This is a genomic window from Psychromonas saccharinae, from assembly GCF_051201515.1.
GTDB lineage: Bacteria > Pseudomonadota > Gammaproteobacteria > Enterobacterales > Psychromonadaceae > Psychromonas.
The window spans coordinates 138,833-153,021 of the sequence record NZ_CP195153.1; the positions used below are offsets into that span (position 1 = coordinate 138,833).

13 protein-coding genes and 1 rRNA gene are annotated in these 14,189 nt (G+C 38.9%); 5 read left to right on the plus strand and 9 right to left on the minus strand.

The window, feature by feature from the left end; genetic code table 11:
• Position 1: 1 nt before the first annotated feature.
• Both ACR30L_RS00640 and ACR30L_RS00645 read right to left on the minus strand, forming a co-directional pair.
• On the minus strand, positions 2-1,078 hold the full coding sequence (locus tag ACR30L_RS00640) for a microcin C ABC transporter permease YejB (protein ID WP_435236126.1): 1,077 nt from the start codon (positions 1,076-1,078) through the stop codon (positions 2-4).
• Complete coding sequence (locus tag ACR30L_RS00645) at positions 1,078-2,793, minus strand: extracellular solute-binding protein (RefSeq protein ID WP_435236127.1); 1,716 nt, start codon at positions 2,791-2,793, stop codon at positions 1,078-1,080. The genes ACR30L_RS00640 and ACR30L_RS00645 overlap by 1 nt, the downstream gene beginning before the upstream one ends.
• 399 nt (positions 2,794-3,192) lie before the next feature.
• Between ACR30L_RS00645 and hpf the strand changes: the two genes are divergently transcribed.
• Positions 3,193-3,603, plus strand: coding sequence for a ribosome hibernation-promoting factor, HPF/YfiA family (hpf, locus tag ACR30L_RS00650; protein WP_435236128.1), 411 nt, complete (start codon positions 3,193-3,195; stop codon positions 3,601-3,603).
• A gap of 106 nt (positions 3,604-3,709) precedes the next feature.
• On the opposite strand, the gene tyrA is transcribed toward hpf, so the two are convergent.
• The 4 genes from tyrA to ACR30L_RS00670 all read right to left on the minus strand — a co-directional run bounded on the left by tyrA (position 3,710) and on the right by ACR30L_RS00670 (position 7,535).
• Positions 3,710-4,837, minus strand: a complete 1,128-nt coding sequence (tyrA, locus tag ACR30L_RS00655) for a bifunctional chorismate mutase/prephenate dehydrogenase (protein WP_435236129.1) — start codon at positions 4,835-4,837, stop codon at positions 3,710-3,712.
• Positions 4,838-4,847: 10 nt separating this feature from the next.
• A complete protein-coding gene (locus ACR30L_RS00660) occupies positions 4,848-5,909 on the minus strand; it encodes a 3-deoxy-7-phosphoheptulonate synthase (protein WP_435236130.1) in 1,062 nt (353 codons plus the stop codon).
• A gap of 163 nt (positions 5,910-6,072) precedes the next feature.
• Complete coding sequence (locus ACR30L_RS00665) at positions 6,073-6,498, minus strand: hypothetical protein (RefSeq protein ID WP_435236131.1); 426 nt, start codon at positions 6,496-6,498, stop codon at positions 6,073-6,075.
• Between the two features lie 29 nt (positions 6,499-6,527).
• The gene (locus tag ACR30L_RS00670) at positions 6,528-7,535 is read right to left on the minus strand and encodes an alpha/beta fold hydrolase (protein ID WP_435236132.1); all 1,008 of its coding nucleotides are present in this window, start codon (positions 7,533-7,535) and stop codon (positions 6,528-6,530) included.
• Positions 7,536-7,639: 104 nt separating this feature from the next.
• Between ACR30L_RS00670 and ACR30L_RS00675 the strand changes: the two genes are divergently transcribed.
• Positions 7,640-7,864, plus strand: a complete 225-nt coding sequence (locus ACR30L_RS00675; RefSeq protein WP_435236133.1) for a hypothetical protein — start codon at positions 7,640-7,642, stop codon at positions 7,862-7,864.
• Positions 7,865-7,923: 59 nt separating this feature from the next.
• Here the strand turns inward: ACR30L_RS00675 and ACR30L_RS00680 are convergent, their stop codons facing one another.
• Positions 7,924-9,639, minus strand: a complete 1,716-nt coding sequence (locus ACR30L_RS00680) for a proline--tRNA ligase (protein ID WP_435236134.1) — start codon at positions 9,637-9,639, stop codon at positions 7,924-7,926.
• A gap of 160 nt (positions 9,640-9,799) precedes the next feature.
• Between ACR30L_RS00680 and ACR30L_RS00685 the strand changes: the two genes are divergently transcribed.
• The gene (locus tag ACR30L_RS00685) at positions 9,800-10,345 is read left to right on the plus strand and encodes a rhomboid family intramembrane serine protease (protein WP_435236135.1); all 546 of its coding nucleotides are present in this window, start codon (positions 9,800-9,802) and stop codon (positions 10,343-10,345) included.
• On the opposite strand, the gene tsaA is transcribed toward ACR30L_RS00685, so the two are convergent.
• Together tsaA and rcsF are read right to left on the minus strand one after the other, a co-directional pair.
• The gene (gene tsaA / locus ACR30L_RS00690) at positions 10,335-11,045 is read right to left on the minus strand and encodes a tRNA (N6-threonylcarbamoyladenosine(37)-N6)-methyltransferase TrmO (RefSeq protein ID WP_435237857.1); all 711 of its coding nucleotides are present in this window, start codon (positions 11,043-11,045) and stop codon (positions 10,335-10,337) included. The genes ACR30L_RS00685 and tsaA overlap by 11 nt on opposite strands.
• On the minus strand, positions 11,041-11,424 hold the full coding sequence (gene rcsF / locus ACR30L_RS00695; protein ID WP_435236136.1) for an Rcs stress response system protein RcsF: 384 nt from the start codon (positions 11,422-11,424) through the stop codon (positions 11,041-11,043). The genes tsaA and rcsF overlap by 5 nt, the downstream gene beginning before the upstream one ends.
• 85 nt (positions 11,425-11,509) lie before the next feature.
• Between rcsF and gmhB the strand changes: the two genes are divergently transcribed.
• Complete coding sequence (gmhB, locus tag ACR30L_RS00700) at positions 11,510-12,067, plus strand: D-glycero-beta-D-manno-heptose 1,7-bisphosphate 7-phosphatase (RefSeq protein WP_435236137.1); 558 nt, start codon at positions 11,510-11,512, stop codon at positions 12,065-12,067.
• 520 nt (positions 12,068-12,587) lie between these two features.
• Positions 12,588-14,130: ribosomal RNA gene (locus ACR30L_RS00705) — 16S ribosomal RNA — on the plus strand.
• The last annotated feature ends 59 nt before the right edge of the window (positions 14,131-14,189 follow it).

Consider the following 14,189-nt stretch of genomic DNA (forward strand, 5'->3'; position numbering starts at 1 on the left):
ATTAACGCCCCTCAAAGGTAATACGTGGATCGATTAAGGTATAAGTAACGTCGCTGATCAATTTAAGTATTAATCCTACTAGAGTAAAAATATAGAGGGATGCAAAAATCACCGGATAGTCGCGATTAATCACCGATTCAAAACCGAGCAAGCCTAACCCATCTAAGGAGAAGATAACTTCGATTAGCATCGAGCCGGTAAAAAATATACCAATAAGTGCGGCAGGCAAACCCGCCAGTACAAGTAGCATGGCATTGCGAAAGATATGGCCGTATAAAATTCTATTTTGTGAACAACCTTTGGCACGCGCAGTGATCACATACTGTTTATGGATCTCATCGAGAAAAGAGTTTTTTGTTAACATGGTGAGTGTTGCAAAGCTTGCTAATACAGATGCTAAAATGGGGAGCGTTAAATGCCAAAAATAATCTTTGATTTGTGCAAATAGGCTTAGCTGATCAAAATTATCCGAGGTTAAGCCTCGCAGCGGGAACCAGTCGTAGTATGAACCGCCAGCAAAGAGAACAATCAGCATAATGGCTAAGATAAAAGCGGGTATCGCATAGGCAATCGTGACAATGGTACTACTCCAAATATCGAAACGACTACCGTGTGCCACCGCTTTTTTTATACCTAATGGTATTGATATTAAGTAGGCAAGTAAGGTTGTCCACAATCCTAGTGAAATAGAAACAGGCATTTTATCTATAATTAAATCCGTTACTTTTCTATCGCGATAAAAACTTTCACCAAAATCAAATTTAGCATAACGCCACAACATGGAGATATAACGCTCGCCAAGCGGCTTATCAAATCCATACAGCTTCTCTAATTCTTTTATATATTCTGGAGCGACACCTTGCGCCCCACGATACTGACTCGTGTTAGTTTTTTTTATTTCACTCTGTGTACCTGATGCAATACGTTCTGAATTTGCATCTCCGATACCTTGGTATTTAGCTATCGCTTGCTCAACGGGACCCCCCGGAGCGATTTGTACAATAAAAAAATTAAGCGTCATAATACCAATCAAGGTTGGAATGATAAGCAAAAGCCGGCGAAATATATAATTACGCATTAATTAGCATCTCCATTATTTTCTGCGGCAGATTTACTCCACCAAGTTGAGACCCCAAGATCGTAAATAGGTGCAGTTTTTGGATGAGAAAATTTATTCCAGTAAGCAATTCGATAGGCGGGCAAGTACCATTGAGGGATAACAATATGCTCAGTCAGTAAAACACGATCCAGTGCTTTGACGGTATTGACTAATTCTTCTCGTGTACTTGCTATGTTGATTTGTTTAGCTAATTTATCAATAGCAGGATTACATAACCCAGTCCAGTTTGAAGTACCGATTTGCATGCTACTGTCACAACCCCAATAGGCGATTTGTTCATTTCCTGGTGAAATAGATTGCCCTTTAGGGAGTGAGACAATATCAAAATCAAAGTTATTTAATCGATTGATAAATTGTGAAATATCGACCAAGCGAATTGATGTATTAATCCCAATACGTTGTAAGTTGCGTCGAAATGGCTGCACGATTCGTTCAAAACTTTTACTGTATAACAAAAATTCAAAACTTAGCTGGTGGCCATCTTGATCCTGCATTTTGCTATCTTTTAATTGATAGCCTGCCTTGGCGAGTAACTTCACTGCTTCGCGCATTTGCGGGCGAACATTGCCATCTGCGTTCGTCTGACTTAATTTTATTGGAGAGAAGACATCATTCGGTAAAGATGATTTATAAGGTGATAATATTTTTTTTTCAGGTTCTGATATATTAATGCCAGTAGCTAATTCTGAACCTGCAAAAAAACTATTAGTACGAGTATAGGCGCCATAAAAGAGGGTTTTGTTGGACCATTCAAAATCAAATAGAAGTCCTATTGCTTTGCGGACGTTCACATCCTTAAACTTATCTTTTCGTATATTAAACCAAAATCCTTGCATTCCCTGAGGGGTTCTATCGGGAATCGTTTCCACTAGAATGTTGCCCGAGGCAAAATTTCCTCCTTGGTACCCCGTTGCCCAACGTTTAGAAGAACTTTCTAGGCGATAATCAAAGGCACCTGATTTAAAAGCTTCAAAGGCAACGCCATCATCTCTATAGTAATCAAAAATGAGTGAATCAAAATTATCTATGCCCTTATTGACGGGAAGATCCTTAGCCCAGTAATCTTTTACTCTTTGGTAGGTAATTCGTTTTCCTGCTTCAAAGCTGCCAACTTGATAAGCACCAGAACCAAGAGGAATATCTAAACTGCTCTTAGTAAAATCCTTATCGGTCCAATAATGCTCAGGAAGAATAGCGAGCTGCCCAATAATAAGGGGTAACTCACGATTACCTTTTTCATTAAAGAAAAAAGTCACCTGTTGCGGGTTATCAACGACCACCTTTTTTACACTGGAGTAGTATGACTTGTACAGCGGTGCGCCTTTTTCAATTAATAGATTAAAGGTAAATTTAACATCGTTTGCTGTTATAGGATGACCGTCATGAAATCGTGCTTTTTTATTAATTAAAAAAGAAACTGAGGAGTAATCGTCTGCAACGTTAATTTTTTCAGCGATTAATCCATAGTTGCTAAAGGGTTCGTCGTTTGATTGTTTTAATAACGTATCGTAAATCATACTAATCCCTGTTGCGGGCGTACCTTTTACAATATATGGATTTAATGAGTCAAAACTACCTATTGATGCACGTTTAAATATTCCCCCCTTTGGCGCATCAGGATTAACATAATCGAAATGGGTAAAATCAGAAGGGTATTTTAAATCACCATACATGCTAAGTGCATATTGCCAGGAACTTGCAACAGCAACATGGTTGCAAATAAACAAGTAGCAAAATAGTAAAACACGTATACACTTAATATTAATGAGTCGTGACATATATTAGTTCAACTGTAGCTGATAAAAGAATAACGATAGCAAAACAACAGATGAAAAAAAGGATTTTTAAGAAAAAAATGAATGGAGCAAGGAACTTATTCATTCAAGAGTGCACTAACTTAATGTATTCAACAAGTGTTTTTTGTTATTTGTTTTAATAAAACGAGCATGGCTCAAGAAAAAATTCATTCACCAAAATAAGGAAAATTAACGAGATAAATATCACATTTTAAAAGATTCAAAAAGCATAATCTATTTACAACACAATACGTGTACAACATAAAGGTGTCTTCTATGAGAATTGAAATTACTAGCAAACAAATTACTATCACTGACACAATGCGCACTAAAGTAGAGGAACGTTTTGAAAAATTAGAAAAATTACAGGTTCCCTTGATTAAACCACACTGCATTATTACGAAAGAACCTAAAGGTGTAAAAATTGAAGCAAATATCGGAGTCCCTAGCGATAAAATATTTGCCAGCGCTGAACACGAAGATCTGTATACCGCAATTGGACAATTATTCCAGAAAATCGAACGTCAATTAAATAAATATATCCACAAATCAGAAGCAGCCCGTGCTAAAAATCACGGTAAGGATATGTGCCGCAATGGTGAAATTTCAGGAGAGATAGTTGAAGAGGCAGAAGTTGAAGTAGAATCTGATGCTGAAATAAAGTTAAATAAAGAATTTGTTGCATAAATCGATAACGAGTTCTTAACAATACCTAGGATATTTCAAGGTAGATAAATAAAGGAGGTCATTAACCTCCTTTTTATTTGCCTAAAGAAAAGTACTTACAAACTATTTATTTCTCTTCGTATTGGCGGTTATCATGAGCTTGCTGAAGTAGAGAGCGACTTTCATTAAGAAATAACGAAGAATAGTCCCCCATCCAGTCTGTTACTGACTTGAAGCGGTCGATAAAGGCTTCTCGGTCACCATTCTCTAATAACTCAATCGCATCGGCAAACTGCTTATGGTAGCGCTTAATCATGGTCAAATTATTTTTCTGCGACATGATTATATCGGCGTAAAGCGTTGGCTCCTGAGCAAATAAGCGTCCAACCATGGCTAATTCTAAGCGGTAGATAGGAGAACTTAAATCTAATAATTGTTTTAAGTCCGCATCCACTTCTTTGAGATGAACACCATATACAAAACTTGTAAAGTGACGTAGTGCTTGAATCAACGTCATTGACTCATCGTGTGTTTTCGCTTCTACGTTATAAACATGTGCGCCCCAAATTTTCATTTGTTCGATTAACCACATGTAATTATCTTTACCACGTCCATCACAATAAACAATAACCTGTTTAGCAAAGCTGGATATATCCGGACCGAACATTGGGTGTAAACCGACAACAGGCCCTTTATGAACTTTCATCATTGCCTGTAAAGGTGCATCTTTTACACTGGTGATATCGGCAAGAATACAATCTTCTGGTAGATAAGAGAGTTGTTCAATCACTGATATTGTCACGTCAATCGGAGAACCAACAATGACCAAACCAGCTTGACTGCAGATTTGTTTTGCCTGATCCCAATTACCGCGTCCCAATACATCAACCTGATAACCCGATAGTGTAAACATTTCAACAAAGCGTTTACCAAGCAATCCATTGCCGCCGATAATAACGATACGTTTCATATTCGGATTAACCGTTTTAAAACCTGTCTCATTTTCACTAGCATAGGATTCACGCATCGTTCTACGTAAAATATCTTCAATTAAATTAGCAGGTACGCCTTTTTTTTCAGCTTCTGCGCGCCGTTTGCTTAGCATTTCTGCTTCGCGTTCAGGTACATAAATTGGTAATCCATGCTCAGTTTTTACTTCACCAACCTTCCCGACCAAGCGTAAGCGCTCAGCGAGTAAATCAATTAACTGCTGATCAACAGCATCAATTTGATCTCTTAATTTAGTTAAAGGCATACATTTCTTCTTATCTAGTTTTTAAAACGTCTTTTAATAGGCTAGCTGCTTCTGCAAGTAGCTGGCTAGTTGAAGGCCAATTAATACAAGCATCCGTAACAGAGACACCATATTGTAATTCATCTTTTGGTAAATCAGCGGATTGGTTACCTTCATTTATATTGCTTTCCAACATAATACCGATAATAGATTTATTACCTTTGATTATTTGATGGAAGACATCCTTCGCCACTAATGGCTGTAATGAGTAATCTTTATTTGAATTCGCATGGCTACAGTCAACAATTAAAATTTCAGCAACACCGGCTTTAGTTAACGCTTGTTCTGCAAGTGAAACATTTAGTGAATCGTAGTTTGGTTTACCGCCACCGCCTCGTAAAATAACGTGACCGTCTTTATTACCACTTGTATGTAGTAAAGCACTTTGACCTTTTTGATTGATACCCATAAAACGATGACCAGAAGAGGCTGCTTGCATTGCATTAACCGCAGTCGATAAGCTTCCGTCTGTGCCATTTTTAAAGCCAACAGGCATTGACAGGCCACTTGCCATTTCACGGTGAGTTTGAGATTCTGTTGTGCGTGCACCAATCGCCGCCCAACTGAATAAGTCGCCAATGTATTGTGGGCTAATTGGATCGAGTGCTTCAGTGGCAATCGGTAGACCTAATTCTGCAATCCATAACATGAGTTCACGCGCTTGTTTTAGACCAAACTCAATATCAAATGAGTCATCCATATGCGGGTCATTGATAAGTCCTTTCCAACCGACTGTCGTACGTGGCTTTTCAAAATAAACACGCATAACAATATAGAGCGTATCTTTAAACTGCTCATGTAACTCTTTTAATTTAATCGCATATTCTTTGGCTGCTTTAATATCGTGAATAGAACAAGGTCCACATACAACTAGTAAGCGTGGATCTTTTTTATGCACAATATTCGAGACAATTTGGCGTGACTCAGAAATAAAATGATTAACTTCTTGTGACGCGGGTATCTCGTTTTTTAATTCTTCAGGTGTAATTAATACGGTTTCAGATTGAATGTAAATATTTTCATTTTGAGGCATAGTTGCTTTCTTCTCGTTGGAATTGAATTATAAAAATCAAAGTATCATATCATAGCAAGGAAATAGATCATGTGAATAAGAGGAGTAAAAGTGGTGAAATGTTATACGTCACCTATTGAACTAAAGCATTGCGAATTCTTTAATTCAATAGGGCAATGATTAATTAAAAACTATAGCGCACACCGAGAGAGAACTGGGCATCGAATTTCGCTTCGCTATCACCGTCCACGCCCATACTTGGTGCTATTTGAGTATAAGCATTCCAATTTTGTTGGTTGTTTTGAAAGTTAATATTTAGGCCGAGTGGTAAACGCGCACCAAAACCATCATCCCATTTATGGTAACCGCCTCCTGCTATATACCAAGTAAAAGGAACGTCTGCATTAAATGTTCCTTTTTGCAGGTGATAATCAGCAGCAATGCCTTTTTTACCTATCATTAAATTGACTTGGTCGTTAACTAATGCTGTTAGACCAAATCCCATATCATAAGCAATACCGGCATCTATTTTGACGTCGTCAGAAGCGCTGACAGTTAATGGTAAAATGATGGCGCAAAAACTAGTAATAAGTATGTGTGATTTTTTCATTAATGCTCTACCTAGTGATTAATTGTTTATCATGGCTTATTTGATTCATTATTTTGAATTCGGCGCATAAATTCAAGTACTTTGTTTAATGCTGGTATGCGGTAGCGATCTTGTTCTATTAAAATCTCATGCTTTGCGGAGGCAATAACCATGAATTCATTATCAATATATTTTGTCAGATTAGCAAAGAAGCGTTCTTGTCCGATATTCGAGACAATGGTATCTGCACCTGCTTGTATTGCTAAGACTGGAATATCAATTTTATTAGCATGTTTGATTGCTTGGCGAGTTGCGTAAATGCTTTCATTGACCCAATGCATCGTTGGTGAGCCAAGCTGTACTTCTGGATGATCAATAAAAATGCGATTTGATAATTGAAAACGTAATTCACTTGAGGTTAATTGGTTATTTTCAAAATGCCTTGTGTGATACCCCTGACCATGAAAAATATAACTAGGATTTTTAACAAACCAACGGTCAATGAGTGAATAGCTACAGGTGATAAGTTTTGCTAATACGGTAGGCATCCCTAAGTTGAGAGAGAACATGGGGCTGAATAAAATACATGCATTAAAGGGATGTTTGTATTGTTCTAGATATAGCGCACTAATGGTTGCTCCCATTGAATGGGCCAAAAGGAAAGCGTGTTGATAATGAATGTTAAAGTTGAGTGATTCAACATAAGTATGGAGGTCGCTCATATAATCTTGGAAATGTTTGATGTGGGCGCGATGTTTATCGCCCCCTAAACGTTGAGATAATCCTTGCCCTCTATGATCAATTAAAAAGAGATCATAACCTTGTCGATTTAAATCAAAGGCGAGTTCTTTATACTTTAATGCGCTTTCATTGCGTCCCTGACAAATTAGGATTGCTTTATTGTTTCCTGTTCGAATATTTACGGTATGTACTTTTTTATCATCAACACCATTAAAACTATTTGACTGCGCATGTTGCTCCCAGAATGGAAGAATAGCAGTGTCATAATTGTTATTCAGTTGCTTTTCAGTATTGAAGTGAAAGTCGTTAGTAAACATGTATACCTATGTTTTATATTCGGAATGTTCAAATACAGATTACATTCAAACGGTGTTAATATCTAGATTCATCAACTTAGATATATTTGAAGGGAATTTAATTAATGAAGAAAAAGTTCACGCTGCATTTGGATGCTATTTTGGTAATAGCCTTACTATTTTTCGTTTCTATGGGATTAAATGCTTTTTTATATACCCAAGTGGATGTATTAACAGAAGAAAATAAGACATTACAGTGGCAAGGGGTTGAAGATAGCTTTAACCTTTCTTCTCAAGGAACCTATATTAAGAAACTTGAAGCAGACCTTGAGCAATTAAAACAAGATTAAGTGATTATACAAAACGATAAAACCAGTACACAGGCTGATTTTATCGTTAATTTCTTGATTTAAGCTAATTGCGCTTTAATAAAATCAATCATTTCATCGACTTTAATTTCTTGTTTTTCACCGGTTTTACGATCTTTATATTCAACAACACCGTTATCAAGGCTACGATCACCAATGATCAGTGTATGCGGAATACCAATCAATTCAGCATCGGCAAACATAATACCAGGGCGTTCTTTACGATCATCGAATAATACATCAATACCAGCCGCTTGAAGCTCAGCGTAATATTTTTCAGCAAGTTCAGCGACGCGTTTTGATTTTTTCATATTCATTGGTACGATAACAACATTGAATGGAGCCAGTGCATCATTCCAAATAATACCGTTTTTATCGCTATTTTGTTCAATGGCTGCCGCAACAATTCGAGAAATACCAATACCGTAACAACCCATTTTTAAAATTTGATTTTTACCGTTTTGGTTTAAAACGCCAGCATTCATTGCTTCAGTGTACGTTTCTCCTAGTTGGAAAATATGTCCAACCTCAATACCACGAACAATAGAAAGCGTACCCGTACCACAAGGACTTGGATCTCCTTCAACTACATTACGTAGATCTTCAACTTGTCCCAGCTCAAGATCGCGGTGCCAGTTAATATTGAAGTAGTGTTTACCGTCAATGTTAGCGCCTGCGCCAAAATCACTCATTACTGCAACGCTACGATCAACAATAATAGGCATAGGTAGTTTTACAGGACCTAAAGAACCGGGGCCTGCATTAACCAGTGCGCGGATTTCAGCTTCATGGGCAAATTCTAATGGAGAAGCAACTTCTTTTAAATGTTCTGCTTTAATTTCATTAAGTTCATGATCGCCACGTATTAGCAGGGCAACCAAATCAGCATCGATTTCATCGGACGCTTTAACAATTAATGTTTTGACTGTTTTTTCGATAGCAAGGCCATGTTGTGCAACTAGCTCATCAATGGTTTTAGCATTGGGTGTCTCTACTAGTTCCATTTCTGCCGTTGGCGTGGCAAGTTCAACTGTTGGTGCGAGTGCTTCTGCCTTTTCAACATTCGCAGCATAATCACCTTCGCTTGAAAATACGATTGCATCTTCACCACTTTGGGCAAGTACATGAAATTCATGGGATGCATTACCACCAATGCTGCCGGTATCTGCAATTACAGGACGATATTCAAGACCTAAACGTTCAAAGATTCGGCAATACGCGTTAAACATATCTTGATAGGTTTTTTCAAGGCTTTCTTGTTCCATATGGAAAGAGTAAGCGTCTTTCATGGTAAATTCACGAGAGCGCATAACACCAAAGCGAGGACGTGTTTCATCACGGAATTTGGTTTGGATTTGGAAAAGGTTAAGTGGTAGTTGTTTGTAACTATTTACTTCTTTACGAACAAGTTCAGTAATAACTTCTTCATGAGTTGGACCTAAGACGAAATCACGATCATGGCGATCTTTTACACGTAATAATTCGCCGCCGTATTTATCCCAACGACCTGTTTCCATCCAAAGATCGGCTGGCTGTACAACAGGCATTAATACTTCAACTGCGCCTGCTCGCTCCATTTCTTCACGGACGACTTTTTCAACTTTACGAAGCACACGTAAACCTGACGGCAACCAAGTATACAAACCTGATGCTAATTTGCGGATCATGCCTGCACGTAGCATTAGCTGGTGGCTAACAATAACCGCATCACTTGGTGCTTCTTTTTGGGTTGAAAGTAAATAGTTGGTGGTACGCATAAATATCCTTAATAGATAACATCAGTATAGAAAGTCCCGTGATTTTAACAGCGGAATTAATAGGACTAAAGGTTTGTTCTTGTATTTGTAAAATATAATTGAATATTCAAGTGAGTTTCAGGTATTTTGTATGTTTTTAGATAAATTTAGAGGGGTAAGAATGAAACGTTATATACGCGCAGGAAAATATAGCTTAATAATTATGCTGATATGCACGACCGTTTTAATCTTAAATACTGTCTTACCGCTGCATTTAAATCAATGGGGGATTCTTCCTCGTGCTACATCGCATCTTTCTGGCATTTTATTCTCGCCATTTCTACATGAAAATTGGGCTCATTTATTGAGTAATTTTATTCCCTTTGTCGTATTTGGCATGTTAGTGGGAGAACAGGGACCAAAACGGTTTTTGTCACTTTTTGTGTTTTTTACATTAGCTACTGGGACATTAGTCTGGCTGTTTGCACGCGGTAATAGCGTTCATATTGGAATGAGTGGTGTTATCTACGCTTTTTGGGGGTATTTAGTCGTATATGGTTTAGCTAAACGACAGATTATTCCCTTAATCATTTCTCTGCTAACGTTATTTTTTTATGGTGGATTAATCATTGGCGTGTTTCCAACATCGGTTCACATTTCTTTTGAAAGTCATCTATTAGGTGCGGTTGTTGGTGGTTTTACTGGCTATTACCTCACTAAACGATAGTATCAATGCTAATAACGGTTGTTATCATGCCGATATTTTTCCAGCAAACATTAAAATCAGATAAATGAACGGCATAAGTTTTTGGATCTGGTTTATCTTTTTTATAAGCAGGACGTGGGTCTTGCTGTAGTACTTCAATAATTAATTGTTGTAGATCGGGATAATATTGTTTTGTTTTCGATAACTGCTGTATGGCTTGTTTGGAAAATTCAACTTCCATGAGGGCTTCGGGACTATATTGAGCAAAGCCTGCTAATGCTTCTGGTTTTGAATCTGCATAGGGAATATAAGGTTTAATATCGATAATAGGTGTTTCATCTACAAGATCAATGTTTCCTAACTGGAGAAATATCTTGCCATTTTGTTGTTTAATACCATGAAATTCAACCAGTGATAGACCAATTGGATTCGGCCGGCTTGGTGAGCGGGTTGCAAAAACGCCTAGACGTTTATTACCACCGAGTCGTGGTGGACGAACAGTAGGGCTAAATTTCTCTTGTTGGCGATTTTTATGGAAAACAAAAACTAGCCATAAGTGACTAAAAGCATCTAACCCTGAAAATGCATTAATATCATTATAAGGTGATAAGATTTCGAGTTCAGCTTTCGCATTGGGAACTAATCCTGGTTGACGAGGAACCGCAAATTTTTCTTTATAAGGTGAATGAATAATGGCAATTGGATCAAACACGCGCTTAATCCTTACTTGTTGGCGTAATATCTAAAGCACGCCCGTAGCAAATTATATTACTTAAACAGACGCTATCGGGTTCGAAAGTAATACATGATTGAAAGGATATTCCATTCGCATGTAAAGCTGCTGCATTAATACGCGCTTGAGTGCGTGCTTCTCTGATATCAGCAGGAAGATCATTTTCTTTGATTTGACAACTACTGCCTTCAACTGCGCCAAGTACTTCATAATCTAGTTTTAGTAGTTCATTTTTTTCATAGATAGGCACTTGGGAGGGGATAAAGTATTCATCGAAATTTTGTTTATCCACATTAGAAGTAGATTGAAAGTTACTGCAGGCACTAAGAAATAAGCCACAACAGCTCAGTAACAATAAACGATGCATAGAATACTCTTTATAAATAGAAGCAGATAATGATGAATGGCATAATAGCATTAATTAAAACCCTATAAATAGAAAAGGAACCAATATGACAACAGGTAATGGAAAACGTGCAGTTTTTCTTGATAGAGATGGCGTTGTAAATGTTGACAACGGTTATGTATCTGAAGTTGACGATTTTGAATTTATTGAAGGCGTCATCGAAGCCTGTAAAACACTAAAAGCAAAAGGTTACTTATTAGTCCTGATCACCAACCAATCGGGTATTGCAAGAGGTTACTTTACTGAAGATCAATTCCATACATTAACAGAATGGATGGATTGGTCATTAGCAGACCGTGGCGTTGATTTAGATGGAATATATTATTGTCCGCATCATAGTGAAAAAGGAATTGGTGAATATAAAGTCGATTGTGATTGCAGAAAACCCAAACCCGGTATGCTAATAAGCGCAATTAAAGAGTTAAATATTGATGTGAGTCGTTCTATATTAGTGGGCGATAAGGTTTCTGATATAAAAGCAGGCCTAGCTGCAGGCGTAAAAACAAACTATTTAGTAAGAACAGGTAAAGCAATTACCGCAGAAGGAGAAAAACTAGCGACCGCTGTATTTAATGATTTAGAGAGTATTGCTACACAATTATAATAAAATAGTGGATAAGTTAGCTAATTGTGTGGATAACTTGTTAGTCATTTGGGTGTAAAAATTAATTTTAAAAATATCGCATTTTTATTGAAATAAACGCTTGCCAACCTGTAACGGATCTCTATAATGCGCATCCACGGAAACGGGAACGACGCAAGTCAAACCAGTTACTGAGAGCATCACAAACGGTTCAAATTTCGATTTGAAATTAAGTTTGCCGATAGGCTTTTTTCATGTTTTAAAAGATTTAGTATCTTTTATAAAACATTAAATATAAGACCTTGACATTGTTCGAAAGGCGCGTAATATACGCCGCCTAGCCGAAAGGCTCGCTCTTTAACAATTTAATCAAACAATCTGTGTGCGCATTGATAGTCGATTTCAAAATAGTCCTTCGGGACAAAAAATCAATATCAGTGACACACGAATTAATTCATTAATTCAGAATAACAAAAGAACGTAAGTTCTTTAGTTTTAGTCAGTAATATTGAGTCGCAACTTAGGTTGCAAATTAAACTTTAAATTGAAGAGTTTGATCATGGCTCAGATTGAACGCTGGCGGCAGGCTTAACACATGCAAGTCGAACGGTAACATAACTAGCTTGCTAGTTGATGACGAGTGGCGGACGGGTGAGTAATGCTTGGGTATATGCCAATAGGTGGGGGACAACAGTTGGAAACGACTGCTAATACCGCATAATCTCTTCGGAGCAAAGTAGGGGACCTTCGGGCCTTACGCCTATTGATTAGCCCAAGTGGGATTAGCTAGTTGGTAAGGTAATGGCTTACCAAGGCGACGATCCCTAGCTGGTCTTAGAGGATGACCAGCCACACTGGAACTGAGACACGGTCCAGACTCCTACGGGAGGCAGCAGTGGGGAATATTGCACAATGGGGGAAACCCTGATGCAGCCATGCCGCGTGTGTGAAGAAGGCTTTCGGGTTGTAAAGCACTTTCAGCGAGGAGGAAAGGGTAGTAGTTAATAACTGCTATCTGTGACGTTACTCGCAGAAGAAGCACCGGCTAACTCCGTGCCAGCAGCCGCGGTAATACGGAGGGTGCGAGCGTTAATCGGAATTACTGGGCGTAAAGCGCGTGTAGGTGGTTAATTAAGTCAGATGTGAAAGCCCAGGGCTCAACCCTGGAACTGCATTTGAAACTGGTTAACTAGAGTTTTGTAGAGGGTGGTAGAATTTCAGGTGTAGCGGTGAAATGCGTAGAGATCTGAAGGAATACCAGTGGCGAAGGCGGCCACCTGGACAGTAACTGACACTGAGACGCGAAGGCGTGGGGAGCAAACGGGATTAGATACCCCGGTAGTCCACGCAGTAAACGATGTCTATTAGAAGTTTGTGGCTATATGCCGTGGGTTTCAAAGCTAACGCATTAAATAGACCGCCTGGGGAGTACGGCCGCAAGGTTAAAACTCAAATGAATTGACGGGGGCCCGCACAAGCGGTGGAGCATGTGGTTTAATTCGATGCAACGCGAAGAACCTTACCATCCCTTGACATCCAGAGAATCTGTTAGAGATAGTAGAGTGCCTTCGGGAACTCTGAGACAGGTGCTGCATGGCTGTCGTCAGCTCGTGTTGTGAAATGTTGGGTTAAGTCCCGCAACGAGCGCAACCCTTATCCTTAGTTGCCAGCACGTAATGGTGGGAACTCTAGGGAGACTGCCGGTGATAAACCGGAGGAAGGTGGGGACGACGTCAAGTCATCATGGCCCTTACGGGATGGGCTACACACGTGCTACAATGGCAAATACAAAGGGTTGCTAACCTGCGAGGGTATGCGAATCTCATAAAGTTTGTCGTAGTCCGGATCGGAGTCTGCAACTCGACTCCGTGAAGTTGGAATCGCTAGTAATCGTGGATCAGAATGCCACGGTGAATACGTTCCCGGGCCTTGTACACACCGCCCGTCACACCATGGGAGTGGGCTGCACCAGAAGTCATTAGCTTAACCTTTCGGGGATGGCGATGACCACGGTGTGGTTCATGACTGGGGTGAAGTCGTAACAAGGTAGCCCTAGGGGAACCTGGGGCTGGATCACCTCCTTACGTAACGAAACGGCTATTAGTGCCCACACAGATTGTTTGATTGAAAGTAAAAGAGACTT

Excerpts from the sequence above, each read along its gene's own strand:
- ACR30L_RS00660 (WP_435236130.1), bottom strand. The coding sequence starts at position 5,909 with ATGCCTCAAAATGAAAATATTTACATTCAATCTGAAACCGTATTAATT.
- tyrA (WP_435236129.1), bottom strand. The coding sequence starts at position 4,837 with ATGCCTTTAACTAAATTAAGAGATCAAATTGATGCTGTTGATCAGCAG.
- ACR30L_RS00640 (WP_435236126.1), bottom strand. The coding sequence starts at position 1,078 with ATGCGTAATTATATATTTCGCCGGCTTTTGCTTATCATTCCAACCTTG.
- gmhB (WP_435236137.1), top strand. The coding sequence starts at position 11,510 with ATGACAACAGGTAATGGAAAACGTGCAGTTTTTCTTGATAGAGATGGC.
- ACR30L_RS00675 (WP_435236133.1), top strand. The coding sequence starts at position 7,640 with ATGAAGAAAAAGTTCACGCTGCATTTGGATGCTATTTTGGTAATAGCC.
- ACR30L_RS00665 (WP_435236131.1), bottom strand. The coding sequence starts at position 6,498 with ATGAAAAAATCACACATACTTATTACTAGTTTTTGCGCCATCATTTTA.
- rcsF (WP_435236136.1), bottom strand. The coding sequence starts at position 11,424 with ATGCATCGTTTATTGTTACTGAGCTGTTGTGGCTTATTTCTTAGTGCC.
- hpf (WP_435236128.1), top strand. The coding sequence starts at position 3,193 with ATGAGAATTGAAATTACTAGCAAACAAATTACTATCACTGACACAATG.
- ACR30L_RS00685 (WP_435236135.1), top strand. The coding sequence starts at position 9,800 with ATGAAACGTTATATACGCGCAGGAAAATATAGCTTAATAATTATGCTG.
- ACR30L_RS00670 (WP_435236132.1), bottom strand. The coding sequence starts at position 7,535 with ATGTTTACTAACGACTTTCACTTCAATACTGAAAAGCAACTGAATAAC.
- ACR30L_RS00645 (WP_435236127.1), bottom strand. The coding sequence starts at position 2,793 with ATGTATGGTGATTTAAAATACCCTTCTGATTTTACCCATTTCGATTAT.
- ACR30L_RS00680 (WP_435236134.1), bottom strand. The coding sequence starts at position 9,639 with ATGCGTACCACCAACTATTTACTTTCAACCCAAAAAGAAGCACCAAGT.